Source organism: Ruegeria sp. K5 (assembly GCF_056531805.1).
Window position 1 is genome coordinate 40,470 of the sequence record NZ_JBQFML010000012.1, and the last position, 14,314, is coordinate 54,783.

11 protein-coding genes and 1 tRNA gene are annotated in these 14,314 nt (G+C 59.9%); 9 read left to right on the forward strand and 3 right to left on the reverse strand.

Annotated elements, in window-relative coordinates:
• The first annotated feature begins 15 nt into the window (after positions 1-15).
• The 4 genes from ACR0MO_RS19820 (at position 16) to ACR0MO_RS19835 (ending at position 4,060) form a co-directional block, all read left to right on the forward strand.
• Positions 16-1,278 (forward strand): DUF58 domain-containing protein, encoded by a 1,263-nt coding sequence (locus ACR0MO_RS19820; RefSeq protein ID WP_480893018.1) that lies wholly within the window; start codon positions 16-18, stop codon positions 1,276-1,278.
• Positions 1,278-2,273 carry a stage II sporulation protein M gene (locus tag ACR0MO_RS19825; protein WP_480893028.1) on the forward strand — a complete coding sequence of 332 codons (996 nt, stop codon included), beginning with the start codon at positions 1,278-1,280 and terminating at the stop codon, positions 2,271-2,273. Before ACR0MO_RS19820 ends, ACR0MO_RS19825 begins: the two co-directional genes overlap by 1 nt.
• Positions 2,270-3,163 carry an RDD family protein gene (locus ACR0MO_RS19830; RefSeq protein ID WP_480893030.1) on the forward strand — a complete coding sequence of 298 codons (894 nt, stop codon included), beginning with the start codon at positions 2,270-2,272 and terminating at the stop codon, positions 3,161-3,163. Before ACR0MO_RS19825 ends, ACR0MO_RS19830 begins: the two co-directional genes overlap by 4 nt.
• A 120-nt stretch (positions 3,164-3,283) precedes the next feature.
• Positions 3,284-4,060: a hypothetical protein gene (locus ACR0MO_RS19835; RefSeq protein ID WP_480893031.1), complete on the forward strand. Its 777-nt coding sequence runs from the start codon at positions 3,284-3,286 to the stop codon at positions 4,058-4,060.
• A 74-nt stretch (positions 4,061-4,134) separates the two neighbouring features.
• Here ACR0MO_RS19835 and ACR0MO_RS19840 read toward each other — a convergent pair whose 3' ends face one another.
• Together ACR0MO_RS19840 and ACR0MO_RS19845 are read right to left on the reverse strand one after the other, a co-directional pair.
• Positions 4,135-6,357: a CHASE2 domain-containing protein gene (locus tag ACR0MO_RS19840; protein WP_480893033.1), complete on the reverse strand. Its 2,223-nt coding sequence runs from the start codon at positions 6,355-6,357 to the stop codon at positions 4,135-4,137.
• 40 nt (positions 6,358-6,397) lie between these two features.
• Positions 6,398-7,300, reverse strand: coding sequence for a FecR family protein (locus ACR0MO_RS19845; RefSeq protein WP_480627070.1), 903 nt, complete (start codon positions 7,298-7,300; stop codon positions 6,398-6,400).
• 345 nt (positions 7,301-7,645) lie between these two features.
• Between ACR0MO_RS19845 and ACR0MO_RS19850 the strand changes: the two genes are divergently transcribed.
• The 5 genes from ACR0MO_RS19850 (at position 7,646) to ACR0MO_RS19870 (ending at position 12,437) form a co-directional block, all read left to right on the forward strand.
• Positions 7,646-7,735 (forward strand) — tRNA-Ser (locus tag ACR0MO_RS19850).
• 193 nt (positions 7,736-7,928) lie between these two features.
• Complete coding sequence (locus tag ACR0MO_RS19855) at positions 7,929-9,338, forward strand: hypothetical protein (protein ID WP_480893036.1); 1,410 nt, start codon at positions 7,929-7,931, stop codon at positions 9,336-9,338.
• A complete protein-coding gene (locus ACR0MO_RS19860; protein WP_170453250.1) occupies positions 9,335-9,805 on the forward strand; it encodes a hypothetical protein in 471 nt (156 codons plus the stop codon). Before ACR0MO_RS19855 ends, ACR0MO_RS19860 begins: the two co-directional genes overlap by 4 nt.
• Positions 9,806-9,871: 66 nt before the next feature.
• Positions 9,872-11,452, forward strand: coding sequence for a phage tail sheath subtilisin-like domain-containing protein (locus ACR0MO_RS19865; RefSeq protein ID WP_170453251.1), 1,581 nt, complete (start codon positions 9,872-9,874; stop codon positions 11,450-11,452).
• 226 nt (positions 11,453-11,678) lie between these two features.
• Positions 11,679-12,437, forward strand: a complete 759-nt coding sequence (locus ACR0MO_RS19870) for an aspartate/glutamate racemase family protein (protein WP_480893038.1) — start codon at positions 11,679-11,681, stop codon at positions 12,435-12,437.
• 87 nt (positions 12,438-12,524) lie between these two features.
• Here the strand turns inward: ACR0MO_RS19870 and ACR0MO_RS19875 are convergent, their stop codons facing one another.
• Positions 12,525-14,258: a thiamine pyrophosphate-binding protein gene (locus ACR0MO_RS19875; protein WP_480893040.1), complete on the reverse strand. Its 1,734-nt coding sequence runs from the start codon at positions 14,256-14,258 to the stop codon at positions 12,525-12,527.
• Positions 14,259-14,314: the final 56 nt, after the last annotated feature.

Consider the following 14,314-nt stretch of genomic DNA (forward strand, 5'->3'; position numbering starts at 1 on the left):
CGGCCATCCCGCATATTGCTGATCGCGGCCTGCGCAGCGCTGTGCCTGACGCTGCTGGCGATCGTCCTGGGCGACGCAACGCGTCCCATCGCCGGGTTGCCGTGGCTTGTGCTGTGCGGTCTGGCGATCCTCGACCTGTTGCTGTCCTGGCCCCGCCGCCGGTCTGTCTCGGTCGAGCCGATATCGGATATCTTTGTGGGCGAAGAGGGGCAAATTGATCTGTCCGTCTCCCCCGCCGCGCCGAGGATGCGGGGAGAGCTGGACTGGCCCGCCGGACTGGACGGACCGTCGGTGTTTGATCTGTCGGGCGGAACTGCCCAGATCCCGTTTCGCGCCAGCCAGCGGGGCACATGGGCGCTGTCCAACCTGTGGCTGTCCTGGCCATCAAGGCTGAAACTGTTCGAACTTGTCCCAAAGCTGGCCTTTGGCTTGTCGGTGGCGGTTGTTCCCAATATCCGCCGCGTCATGTCGGGTGAGATTTCGACGACCGTGCAATCGCGCCTGTTCGGCGTGAAAGAAAACCGCGCCATCGGCGAAGGCACCGAGTTCCACCAACTGCGCGATTTCGTGCGTGGCATGGATGCCAGTTCGATCGACTGGAAACGCTCGGCCCGGTATCGCTCGCTTGTGGCCAAAGAGGTGCGGGCCGAGCGCAACCACCATGTGATCATCGCGCTGGATAACGGCTATCAGATGCGAGAGCAGGTCGCAGGCCTGCCCAAGATCGACCACGCCATCACCGCCGCGCTGGCCACCGCCTGGGCCGCAGCCATCGGGGGCGATCTGGTCGGGCTGTATGCCTATGACGCCAAGCCGCGCATGTTCCTGCCGCCGGAACCGGGGCGCACCGCGTTCAACCGGCTGCGCAGCCGCACCGCCGAGCTCAGCTATGAAAGCGTCGAGACCAACCACACCTTGGCGATGACCGAGCTGAACGGGCGCACCCCGAAACGCAGCCTGATCATCGTGTTTTCGGATTTCGTAGATACGACCACGGCCGAGTTGATGGTCGAAAACGTCAGCGTTCTGGCCAAGCGGCATCTGATCGTCTTTGTCACCTTGCACGATCCCATCCTTGAAACGAAGGTCAATCAGGCCGCCGAGGATATGGATGGCGTGGCCGAGACGATCTCGACCGGGCAATTGCTACGCGAGCGCCGCCTTGTGCTGGAACGGTTGCACCAGTTGGGTGTGACGGTGATTGACGCGGAACCCGGCGAGGTGTCGGCCCGTTTGATCTCGACCTATCTGGAAATCAAAGCGCGAGAGATGATCTGATGGCTGACAGCGACCTGATCCGCTCGGCCCGGTTTCGGCGGGAACGCGAAGGCGACTGGCTCAGATTGTCCGATCTGGTGGACAAGGCTGAAAATCAGGGCCTGCACCGCATGAGCTTTCAGGAGGCCCGCGATCTGGCCGATCTGTACCGTCAGGCCACCACATCCCTGTCCATCGCACGTGAGATTTCGCTGGATCGCGCCTTGCTGGAATATCTCGAAGCCCTGACCAGCCGTGCATACCTCAGCGTCTACGCCCCGCAGCAACGGTTGGGCGGGACCATCCGCAGGTTCCTGACCAGCGGCGGCCCGCGGGCGATGCGCGCCTCGTGGAGGGTGACGCTGCTGGGATTTTTGTGCATGGCGGCGGGGGCGCTTGCGGGGTATTTCTTCTATTTCGACAACCCCGAATGGTTTTACGTTTTCATGCCCTCTGAACTGGCCGGAGGGCGCGGACCGGATGCCAGCACCGACTATCTGCGGACGGCCATTTACGGCGAAGATGACACCTCGGGCCTTGGGGCCTTTGCGACATATCTGTTTTCACACAACACCCGTATCGCCATCTTTGTCTTCGGGCTGGGCGCGTTTCTGTGTGCCCCAACGGTCATGCTGGTGTTCTACAACGGCTTGATATTGGGCGTCTTCTACGCCCTGCATATTGACCGGGGGCTGGGCTGGGACATGTTCGGGTGGCTGTCCATCCATGGTGTGACCGAGCTGTCGGCGATCTGTATCGCAGCCGCAGGCGGGTTGAAGCTGGGCCTCGCCGTCCTGTTTCCCGGCCATCACACGCGGCGCGCAGCATTGCGCGCGGCAGGCCATGATGCGGTCAAACTGGCTGTGATCGCGGCCCTGATGTTGGTGGTTGCGGCGCTGCTGGAAGGGTTCGGTCGGCAGTTGGTTCAGGATCGATCAACCCGAATTGCAGTCGGCTGGGGCGTCGGCGCGCTGTGGCTTGCGTGGTTTGTGCTGGGTGGAAGGAAGCGGTCATGACCCAACCCGCGCTGGACCGTCTGTTGCCGCCCGAAGGTGTGCCCCTGTTCTTTCGGGTCGCGGGCGTTGGCGTGCGAACCGCAGCGCAGCTCACCGATCTGCTGATCACCGTCGCTGCGGCCGTGGCCCTGTTCCTGCTTGTCGCTGCCTTCGATCTGGTGACACCCAGCACCGCAATGGCCATTGGCGCGATGCTGTTCTTTATCACCCGCATCCCCTACTACGCCGCGTCCGAACTGATCTGGAACGGCCAGACGCTGGGCAAGAGGCTGATGAAAATCAAAGTGGTCGCGGCGGATGGCCAGGCCCTGACCACACAGTCTCTGGTCGTGCGCAACCTGATGAAAGAGGCCGAGATCTTTCTGCCCGGCACGCTGGTTCTGACGCTGACGACCGAGGCGGTTGTGCCATCGCTTTTGTCGCTGGCCTGGGTGCTGGGCGTTCTGGCCGTGCCCCTGTTCAACAAACGCCGCCAGCGTCTTGGGGACATCATCGCCGGAACCTATGTCATCCACCTGCCGAAACCCATTCTGTTGCAGGACATGTCCAACGCCATGCGGCCCCGGACCAATGCGCAATCGACCTACAGGTTCCTCTCGCATCAGTTGGAACATTACGGAGCCTTTGAATTGCAGACGCTGGAATCTGTTTTGCGCAATGCCAATCGCGCAAGCGGGCCCGAGGCTTACAGGCGTCAAAAGGAAACCCTGGCCGCGATTTTCGCGCAGGTACGCCGCAAGATCGACTATGCCGATCCGGTGCCGGAACAGGATCATCAAGCCTTTCTTGAAGCCTTTTACAAAGCCCAGCGCGCGTTTCTGGAACAGCGCCAGTTGTTTGGTGACAAACGCAAGGACAAACACCACACCTTGAAAAACGAAGACGCCTAGGCGCCCCTGTTGCCGTTTTACCCAAGGGCGAAGCTTTAGTCGCGACTTCCTCTTGCGGATGACCGGTGGCGCGCGGCTTTATTGGCCCGGAACCCAAAGATCTTTGTTCAGGACTTGACGATGGCCGACACAACAAATCAGCACATTCACATCCCCTTTGGCGTTGGCACTGTGATCAGTGACACGTTTTCGATTTTCTTCCGCAAGATACATATCGTTCTGCTGCTGGGCTTCATTCCCGCGCTTGTCGATGTGGTCCTCAGCCTGTGGCTGTTTGACAGCTCGTTCGAAACGACGCCGGCCGCCGATATTGACTGGGCCGCGTTCTGGCCCGCTTTTGCCGGGCTGGTTCTGGTGTCGATGGTTGCCGTTGCCTTTACCTCGGCGATGGTGATCCAGTTTGCCTATGACACCAAGCTCAACCGCCCGGCTCAGATCGGGCGGTATTTCGCCTCGGCGTTCAACAACCTGCCCGCGATTGCAATCCTGTCGATTATCACCGGTATCCTGACCATCATCGGCTGGGTGATGCTGGTGGTACCGGGCATTTGGCTTTACGCGGTTTTCTCGGTCGTGGTTCCCGCCATCGTCATTGATCGGGCCGGGTTTGGCGCCATCGGGCGCAGCGCGGAACTGACCAAAAACTACCGCTGGCCCATTGTCGGCGCATTGATCCTGATTGTCCTGTGCATCTTCCTGTTTGCCGCCGCCATCGGTTTCATCTTTGGCCTGGCGTTGCTGTCCTTCGACTCGCAAGGGGCAGAAATCATCTCGGAAAGCATCGGATCAGCAATTGGGTACGGGTGGACCGGTGTTGCCATCGCGATGATCTTCGCCCGCCTGAAGGAGATCAAAGAGGGCGTCAGCGTATCCGATCTGGCGGATGTCTTCCGGTAGTCGACGAAAATGGCCCGGTGGTCGCCAAGGCCACCGGGTGTCTTGATCCCCGACCGATCTTGCAAAAACAGCCGTCACTGCCCTGCGGCGCGGTGGCTGAACAACACCTGGTTTGACTGCACATCCGACCTGAAATCCGCCGCCCGACCGGGAAGCGCGTCATAGAATGCGCTTAGTCCCGGCTCGATGTCCGCTGCAAGGCTGGCACAGTCCTGACACCTCGCCCGGACCAGATCGTGCGATGCACCGTCCCGAATGGACGCGATCAGGGACTTGTGCGTCTCGGCCAAGGACTGAAACGCCGCGCTTTGAAGAACCGGTTTGTCACCGACCAGAATGTAAACCGGTTCCAGTTCGGCCTTGCCTTTCAGTTCCACAAACCCGGCCTCAAGCACCGCCAGCTCGGTTCGTGTGTCATCAACAACCGCGCGCGAGATCACGATGTCATAATTGACATGGCGGCAGCTTTGTTCCAGCCGGGCGGCGACATTCACCACATCCCCGATGACGGTATAGTTGAACCGCCGCCGCGAACCGATGTTGCCAACACAGGCCCGTCCCGTTGCGCATCCGGTTGCCAAGGCAATCGGGGGTCGCCCGCGCATGACCTCGGACGCATTGAACGCCACCAGCGCCTGCCGCATCAACAACGCAGCCTGCGCCGCCCGTGTCGGATGATCCGCAACCGGAAGCGGCGCGTTCCAGAACGCCATCACGGCGTCGCCGATGAACTTGTCGATAGTGCCCTGCTGGGCCAGAATCTGATCCCCGACCTGCGAAAACAGCTCGTTCAATATGGCCACAAGATCGGTCGCCGACACGGATTCCGACAGGGGCGTAAACCCGCGGATGTCCGAAAACATCACGGTGATGTCCTGTGTCTCACCCCCCAGTTGAAGCGCATGGCCCGAGCCTTCAAGCTCGTGCAGAATTTCCGGTGATACGTAACGCGAGAAGATGCGGCGGATCACCCGCTTCTCGCGTTCGGTCGAAACGAACAGATACCCGGCCAGAACTCCGAAATTGGCCATACCCCCAAGAAGCGGGAAGGTGACATCGAACAGCACCAGATGGTTTCGAAAGGCCAACCAGCTGATCCCCAGAACAACAGCCGCCGAGATCCCTCCGGCCACGAATGAGGCCACCGCGCCCCGGCGCGTCATGACAACGATGACGACAAGGCCCAGCAACGCAAAGGCCAGCAATTCCAGCGCGGCGTTAACGTCCGACCGGCTGATCATCTCATCGGTCAGGATCTGCTCAAGCAGTTGCGCGTGGATCGACACGCCCGGAACGGATTCACCCAGCGCCGTCAGGTGCATGTCGAACAGACCCGCCGCAGAGGTGCCCACCAGAATGATCCGACCTTCGATCTGGGCGCGCATTTCCAGGTCGTCCCCGGATTGCATGATCCTGTTGGCCGGAAGATAAAGCGCCGGGTTCTCGTGGCGGTATCTGATCCAGACCTCGCCGTTTTCGGTGGTGGGCAGGATAAACGCGCCAATCTCGACACCCAGCATAATGCCTGTCTCGTCCTGCGCGCCTTCGGCCAGAATGACCGGCTCGTCCATCGCAACCCGCAGCGCCTCGATCCCCAGCGCAGGCAGCGCGCCGTCGGGGCCGCCCCACAGCACCGGCACCCGGCGCACGACGCCGGTATCACCCATGGGCGAAACATTGACGCCGCCGATACCTGTCGCATCCTGATCCAGTGGCGGGGCCAGCGGGGTCCATTGCGGCACGGACACCAGCCCCTCGGTCGGTTGGTCCCCGATTTCTATGATCCCGGCCTTGGCAAAAACAGGTTGGTCTTCGCCGGACAGCCGCGCGGCAACCCCAAGCACGACCGGCCAATTGGCCATCTCGGCCCCGAACAGAACATCATTGTCCAAATCCGCCGCCGTGCGATCCACGGACAGCACGCCGGACAATGCCGGATCGTTCAACAGGCGCGCGGGGGAATACCGGTCCGGCTCGGCAAACAGCATGTCGAAGGCGATTGCGGCGGCGCCATATTCCCCCAGATGTTCGACCATCTGCGCCAGCAAAGTGCGTGGCCAGGGCCATTGACCCCATGTCTCAAGCGCGGCCTCGTCGATATCCACCACGCGCACGGGCAGATCAGGATTAAACGCGCGCGGCGACAGGCGTTGCAGAATATCGAAATACACCAGACGCGACATCCTAACGGGATACGGGTCCAGAACCCGGATGAAACAGCCAAACAGGATCAGCCCCAGCCCCACGATCCGAAAAACGCGCCACCGACCGTTCTTTTCCTGCGGTTTTTTGGTCACATCAACCTCGCTGGACAAGCGAAAGGGTCAAGGTCCGGCCCTATTCGGATTCGCGTTCTGGCTGACCGGTTGGGTTGCCCTGACCAGCCCCGGAAGGCGCGGCGGGCGAAGATTCACCGCCGCCGCCCTCTGGTCCGGGCGTCCCGGGGTCGCCTGTCGAAGGGGGATCGGGCGTTGGATCCGGTTCGGGCCGCGAGGGCCGCGATGGCTCGGGTTCGCGCGCCCGCGCTTCGCGCCTCTCCGGCCCATCAGGTTTCTCGGGCCGTACCGGAGCAGCCTCGCGCGCGCAGCCTTCGATATTGACCCGCAGCGGGACAAGCAGCCGTTCCTGCGCCTGTATGAACGGGAAGCCGCTTTGGATCGCTTTGTCATATTGCTCCTGATCGATCGGACGCCCGACACGGCCACGCTGACTGGTGGCATACAGGCTGCATTGCCGACCTGTAGACCGGCACCCGCCATTCAGACCACACATCTGAACCGTGCCCTGCAACACCAGCATCGAGCTTTGATTGCCCGGCGCGATCCATATGTCAAAAATCGTACCCCGCACGGCCATGGTCGCCGTCGGCGTGCGGACGGAATACGCCCGTTTCCGGCTTTTGCCGGATATGAACCTGAAACTGCCGCCCAGCGCCTGCACTGCAAAGCTTTTGGCCTTGCGATTTCCCCGCAGCATCTTGACGTCCAGCACCATGCTGGCATTGGGTCCGATGGCGATCTTCGTCTCGTCCACGAAAATCAGCTGCACCACACCGCTGCGATCCGTCGAGATCGCATCGCCCGAGGCGACCTCCATCCCCATCTTCAACGGCTGCCGGTTTCCGTCACGCGTGATCTCGGCCCCCGGTTTGACCGCCACGACCGTTCCGATATTCGCCAGCACCTGAGATGGAATGATCAGCAGGCAAACCGCAACACAAAACACTTTTAACCAGGCCAACAGTCTTTCCTTCCCCCAAAGGTAATGTCCGAGCGTTCAACGCCCGCTGCCCGGTTTTTTTGCCCCCTGCGTAAAGTCTTTGCGCTATCATTTATTTGTTAAATACAGACAAATATGCCGTAAACATCGCATTCTTTGCAAGTATTTCAAAAAAACACCCTTCCCAGACAGTGTTGTGCGGGCCTTGGTGCAAGGACTTCCGTGCCAACCAAACGCCCAACCAACATGTCAGACGCAGCGCCTTGGGATCGAGCGTTTCGGATTGGAGATTTGAGCTCAGAAAAATGACATGAGGCTAAGAATCGACCTTGTATCTCGGTGACATGCACGGATATACCCGTCGGCGGAGACGTGGCCGAGTGGTCGAAGGCGCTCCCCTGCTAAGGGAGTAGGCGGGAAACCGTCTCGAGGGTTCGAATCCCTTCGTCTCCGCCACTACATCAAGCCCATTGTCTTGGTTTGGCTGAACCGCCGGTAGTACGACCTTACCCAATATCCAAAAACACCTGAAACGTTGACAGGGGTCGCGTTCGATCGTCATTTAGGGAAGCATGGCACCAAGCTTCGACCAATCGACTTAACCCTCAACGCTTCGCGGTGCGAAAGGGTCGCGAGAAGGGAGAACGTTATGCGACTTCCGAACGTTGACGTCATTCTGGATGATATCGGCCCGATCCCGGAGGCACATGCGCGTTACCTTGCGTGGATCACGGCCAATCTCGGTCAGAACCGGGCCGAGAACAGCCATATGTCGCCATTCCCAACCGGCCGGGCGACCGTTCACGCGTGCGAATGCGACTACCTGATTGCGTATCAGAACGGCTCGGCTTTGGCGTTGCAACGTCTGCGGGAGCGCCTGCCCGAAGTTATGCACAAACTCTATGGCCAAAGCATCGAACTGCCTGAAGTTTTCGTCTTTGTAGGCGAGGCGCGCAATGGGTTTTCCGTGCTTGAACGCAATGGCTGCCATGCGGTGAAGATTGATTTTCGCACGGCTATGACCCTGACTCTGACCCAATTTCTGCTTGGTGTTTCCGGGGGTAACCCTCAGCTCAGGCAACTGGCGACATGGCTGATCCTGTCGGTCGTTCTATCGAAGAACCGTGTGTTTGACCCGGTCCTGATGCAGCTTGCTCATGAGGCCCGGGCGATGGACCAGCGCGTTTTTGAGGACCTGGTGGGCAGCGTCGCCAATCTGATCCTTCTGCACGAGATCGGCCATGTGCTGTTCGACCAACTGCCAAAGGGTTTTGCGCAGGTGGTCTATCAATTCGTCGACATTCCCGGTGCGGATCAAGGCCAAAGAATTGGTGCGGCGTCAGCAGCAATTGGGGCACCACCCACTGAAAGAACGCAGCCGGTGGACGCGCACGCGCGTTTGATCCTGCCCCCGGAACTGGCGCGCTGGAACCCGGAAATCACCGCCGATTGCTTCAGCGTTTTCGGGCATTTCGCATGTCTGCTTGAGGTCTATAACGGTCAGCCTCGGATTGCCATCGAGGCTATCTGCGATTCATTCCTGGGCTGGAACCTGACCTTCTTTGGCCTTTGGTCGATGCAGCAAGTACAATCCGAGGCGATGGGGCTTGGACCGGGGACAACCCCCGAAACGGCCAGCCATCCGGATGGGCTGACCCGCTGCGATATCATGCTGCTCTACATCAATCATATTATGGCGCGGGTTGTTCCCGACTATCGCAGCCCGGCTTTGGGGCGGTCCGTGCGCGCCTATCAAAACCTTTGGTCCGCCGATATGCATCAATCGCTAAGGGCCCTGCGCACCTATCTGCTGGTCACACCCGAGGCGTTTGAAACCTTCCGGGACGGTCTGTTGCGAACCGTTTTATCCGGGTGCCTCTATGATGAATTCAAGCAGGTCGGCAGCGCCCAGCGATTGACCAACAACCTACGTGAAATCGAAGGGAAATGGACCGCCTTTCACACGGCCAACCACCTGAACGGGCAGCCGGTCTTTCTTGACCTCGCGCAGCAGTTTGGCGCGCTTGACCTGAAATTCATTTCGGAGGACCGCGTATGAGTTACGATCCAACACTTGTATCCGCAATTGCCCAAGCGGATCAGGGCGGAGATCTGGACGATGTCAGGGCCTTGCTTGATCCTGACCGCCCCAATGAAGAAGAGAACTTTCTGGGCGGGCTCACGCCGGATCTGGCCGCGATCCTTGCGTTTTGTGTCGCCGTCGGGACCATCAGCGGTGCCGCCAAAAGTATTGCCGACATGATCGGGCTGGCCAACAAGGCCGCAAAATGGGCAAAATCCTTGCGCGGCGAGAAACCGGTAAAGGCCGAACTGACGCTTCGGGAACGCACGCTTGCATTGCTGTTTGAGGCCACAACAAACCGGCGCGAGGGGCTGTCTGCCAAAACACTGCAAACCATTCTTGGATGCTCACACGCGGATCTGGACGAAGCCCTGACCGCGCTTGAACACAGCGGCGTTGCCCGCAAGTCCCTGCAAGGCAACTGGAAGTTTTCGTCCCGCTGATGTCCCGGACCGGCGGCGCCGGACAACGCCGCCGTCAGAACCCCGCGAACCGATTGGATCTCTGTCATGCCAGAATATCTTGCCCCCGGTGTTTTCGTTGAAGAAGTCAGCCGGGGCCCAAGGCCCGTCGAAGGTGTTGAAACCAGTACCACGGCCATGATCGGTGAAACCGAACGCGGACCGCTGAGGCCGCCCCTGATCACGTCGTACCGGGAGTACCTGCGTGTGTTTGGCGATGTGTTCGCCGAAGACCGCTTTGTACCATTCAGCGTCAAAGCGTTTTTCGACAATGGCGGGCAGCGTTGCGTGGTCTGCCGGGTCGTCGGAGATGGCGCGGAAACGGCCCATATCGACGCGGCCGGATACCGTCTGAGCGCAAGCGGCCCCGGTCAATTCGGCAACGCCATCTGGGTCCGCATCCTGCCGTCGAGCGCACAGAAGCGCGGTGCAGACGGGCCAGTGCCCATCGGATTTCGGCTGCAGGTCGCATATTTCGGACACGGGTTTTCCGGCGACCTATTCGATCCTTTCGACGACTCCAAACGCAAACCCCGGCCCGTTCTGGTCGAAGACTTCGATGACCTGTCGCTGGATACGAACAGCGATGATTTCTGGCGCAAGAAACTCTCGGAAAACCCATCTGCGCTGATCACGCTCGATCTGTCCGATCAGGCTGAAACACCTGCCGGTCTGGTGTTCAGCGGCGCTTTGAAAGGGGGGCAGGAGGGTAAAAGACCTACCGCCGCCCAGTTCGCAGGCAGGACCGACGCGGCAGGGGCGGTGATCACAGACCCGACCAACTATCGCGGCCTCGCGGCGCTGGAGCGTGATGCATATCAGTCTGTCGCGATTGTCCATGCGCCGGGTATCGGAAACGACACGCTGCCCGAGATTACGATACAGGATGAAGTCATCGCACATTGCGAACGCAATCGTTTTCGGTTTGCAGTGCTCGATACGCCGCGCGGCGTGAAAGATTTGCGGTCCGACGCGCTGTCTCCGCGCAATCGGCGCGCGTCTGACTATGCAGCGATCTACTACCCCTGGATTGTTGCGGCACATCCTAAGACGGGCGACAAGGTTCTTGTCCCTCCGGGCGGGGCCGTCTGTGGCGTTTACGCGCGCGTGGACTCGGCGCGCGGCGTCTGGAAAGCACCGGCGGGTGTGGCGATCAACGGGGCCGTGGATGTCGAGTTCCATCTGAACGCAAACCAACAGGACGTTCTGAACCAGGCCGGCGTCAATTGCATTCGTCAGTTTCCCGGGCGCGGGATTTGCGTCTGGGGCGCACGAACACTGTCGTCGGACCCGGAATGGAAATACGTGCCTGTCCGCCGGTTCTTTATCTTTCTTGAAGCATCCATTTCCCGCTCGCTCCAATGTGTTGTGTTCGAGCCGAATGACGAAAAGCTCTGGTCCAGTGTCGCGCAGGCGGTGGGAAATTTCCTAAGCACCCAATGGCGCGCGGGGGCCTTGGCGGGCGCAAAGGAATCCGAGGCGTATTTCGTGTCCGTCGGACGGGACACGATGACCGAGGCGGATATTGCAAACGGCCGGTTGGTGATGCTGATCGGGGTCGCTGCACTGCGCCCGGCCGAGTTCGTGATCATCCGTATATCGCTGAAAACCAGTGACGCGCTTGATTAAGCGTTGCGCTGGCCAGTCGGCAGCAAGACCCAAAGCCGGAATTCAAGTTTCAAGTGGTGTTCGAAGAAACCAGCAAAGCGGGGATATGCGTCAACATGACGTTCAAACGCGGGGTTCTCGGCGACGCTTGTCTCGACACATGGCAAGCAAACCATTCATGGTTGACTTAACGGCAGGCTGTATACAGAACGGTGTTCAACTGTGTTCGACATATGACGAGGCGAATATGCACAAATTGCATGGCGGTAAAACGGTGTTCGGGGCCAATCTGGGCATCCTGATGCTGGAAACTCAGTTTCCGCGCATTCCAGGCGATATCGGCAACGCGACCACATGGCCTTTTCCGGTGCAATACCGCGTCGTCCGCAGCGCAACGCCGGACAAGGTTGTCCGCAATGACGCCCGCGAACTGGTCGGGCTGTTCATTGATGCCGCGAAAGAGCTGGTTGCCACCGGCTGCGACGGCATCACCACCAATTGCGGTTTCCTGTCCATCGTACAGGATCAACTGGCCGAGGCGGTGCCGGTTCCGGTTGCCACCTCATCGCTGATGCAAACCCCGATGGTGCAGGCCATGTTGCCGCCCGGCAAACGTCCGGGGATTTTGACAATCTCGAAGGAAACGCTGACACCCGCGCATCTGCAGGCCGCGAATGTCCCGCTGGATACGCCGATTGTCGGAACCGAGGGCGGTCGGGTCTTTACCCGCGACATTCTGGGCGACGCGCCCGAGATCGATTTTGCCGCCTGCCGCGAAGACATGCGCGACGCCGCGCGGCAATTGGTGACCGAGCATCAGGATATCGGCGCGATCATTCTGGAATGCACCAACATGTCGCCTTACGCAGCGGATGTGCGCAAACTGACCGGCCTGCCCGTGTTTTCAATCTACAGCTTCGTTCGTTGGTTCCATCAGGCGCTGGTGCCGGATCGCTTTCCGGTCGATCTGGACGATCCGCTGCTCGGGCTGGCAGGTCAGTCCTGATCTATAGTCACAAAAGACCCCCCGGCCTGGAACAAAGCCGGGGGGTCTGTGTTGAAAGGATCGGGCGCGAGCGCCCGACCGAAGGCATCAATAGAAATGCGGCAGGTTCTTTGCCCGCGCCGCGCGCACCCAGTTGGGGACAAACGGAACGATCTTGTCCTGCGACGGAACCATCATCTCGATGAAGTTTGCGCCGGGGTTGGCGATGGCCTCGGACAGGATCGGCTCGATATCGTCTTCGGATTTGATCCGGGCAGTCTTGAAGCCAAAGCCTTCAGCCACTTTGCAATAATCGACACGACCGAAATCCGTTGACCAAGGCTCATCCACGTCGTCCAGCAGAATGGCCTCGCCCCGGATCCAGCCGAAGGTATCGTTGCGGGTCAGAATGACGGTGATGTTCCTGCCGCTGCGTTTCAGCGTTTCCATGTCACCGATGACAAACCCAAACGACCCGTCGCCGGTGAACGAAATAACCGGCCCGTCATTGGCATAGATCGCGCCCAGCCCCGCAGGCACCGAATAGCCCAGCGCCCCCATCGAATAGTTGGTGATATAGCGCCGCCCCGGCTTGCGGAAGGTCAGCAGGGCCGAAGGGTAGATCGCGCTGACGCCCGGCTCGGACGTGACCACCGCGTTGTCCGGCATGATCCGGTCCAGTACCTGAGACAGCTTGACCGGTGAAATCGTGCCCTCGGGCATCGGAATGTTCGAGTTGAATACCTTGTCCAGCGCCGTCTTCTTGATCGGGTTCAGGTCGATCTTTGGGCGGGTCAGGTTGGGATGATCGGCTTTGATCAGCACATTCATGTATTCCAGCGTCGCGCGGGCATCGCCGACCAGACCGACTTTGACGGGGAAGTTGTTGCCAACATGCGCCTCGGCAATGTCCAGATGCAGGAAGGTTTTGGCCTTGGGATCGCCATACAACTTCCAGTGATCGGTGGCGGCGCTGTCCGTGTTCGAGCCGATGAAGAAGATCGTATCGGCGTCGTGCACATATTGGTTGGAATACTCCATGCCGCCGCGCCCGCCGATCACGCGCAGGGCAAGCGGGTGATCCTCGGGGATGGTACCCTTGCCGGGTGTGGTGGTCCCGACCGGGATTTGCAGCAGTTCAGCCAGTTCCAGGATCGCCTCGGACGCCTTTGAAATCAGCCCGCCCTGCCCCACAACAATCGCCGGTTTCTCGGCTGCCAGCAGCACATCGATCGCCGCGCGGATTTTCGAGTGATCGGCCACGGGGCGATGCGCCGGATAGGTGCTGTATTCGGGTTCGGCATAAAGATCGTTGATCTCGGCCTCTTCCCCGAAGATGTTGATCGGAACGCGGATATGCACCGGCGCCGGACGCCCCGAGGTCGCCACGCGGAAGGCCCGGCGCATCAGGAACGGGATTTCCCTGGCATTGGTCAGAACAAAGCTTTCCTTGCAGATGCTGTCATACAGCTTGGTCTGATCGACCCCGGTCAGCCCGTGCTTTTTGTCCTGATTGATCGGGATGTCCGAGCTGAAATAGATCACCGGAACCGAGCTCAGATACGCCTCGGTAATACCCGGCGTACAGTGAGTTACACCAGGGCTTGGCGCTTCCAGCACGCAAGGACGTCCGGTGATCTTGGCATAGGATTCGGCCGCGTAGGATGCGGTACGTTCGTCGCGGGTCAGCACAAATTCGATATTCGAGTGTTCGCGCCACTCTTTGTACCACCCGATTGTGGTTTCCCCGGGCAGGCCGAATACGTGGCTTACACCGTGCAGTTCGAGCATCTTGAGAATGATCTGAGCGCCGTTCATGCGCTGGGTGTCAGCATCGGTCATTGGTTTGAACCTTTCTCAGCCGGATTTTTGCGCACAGGACTGTATACAATAAATCC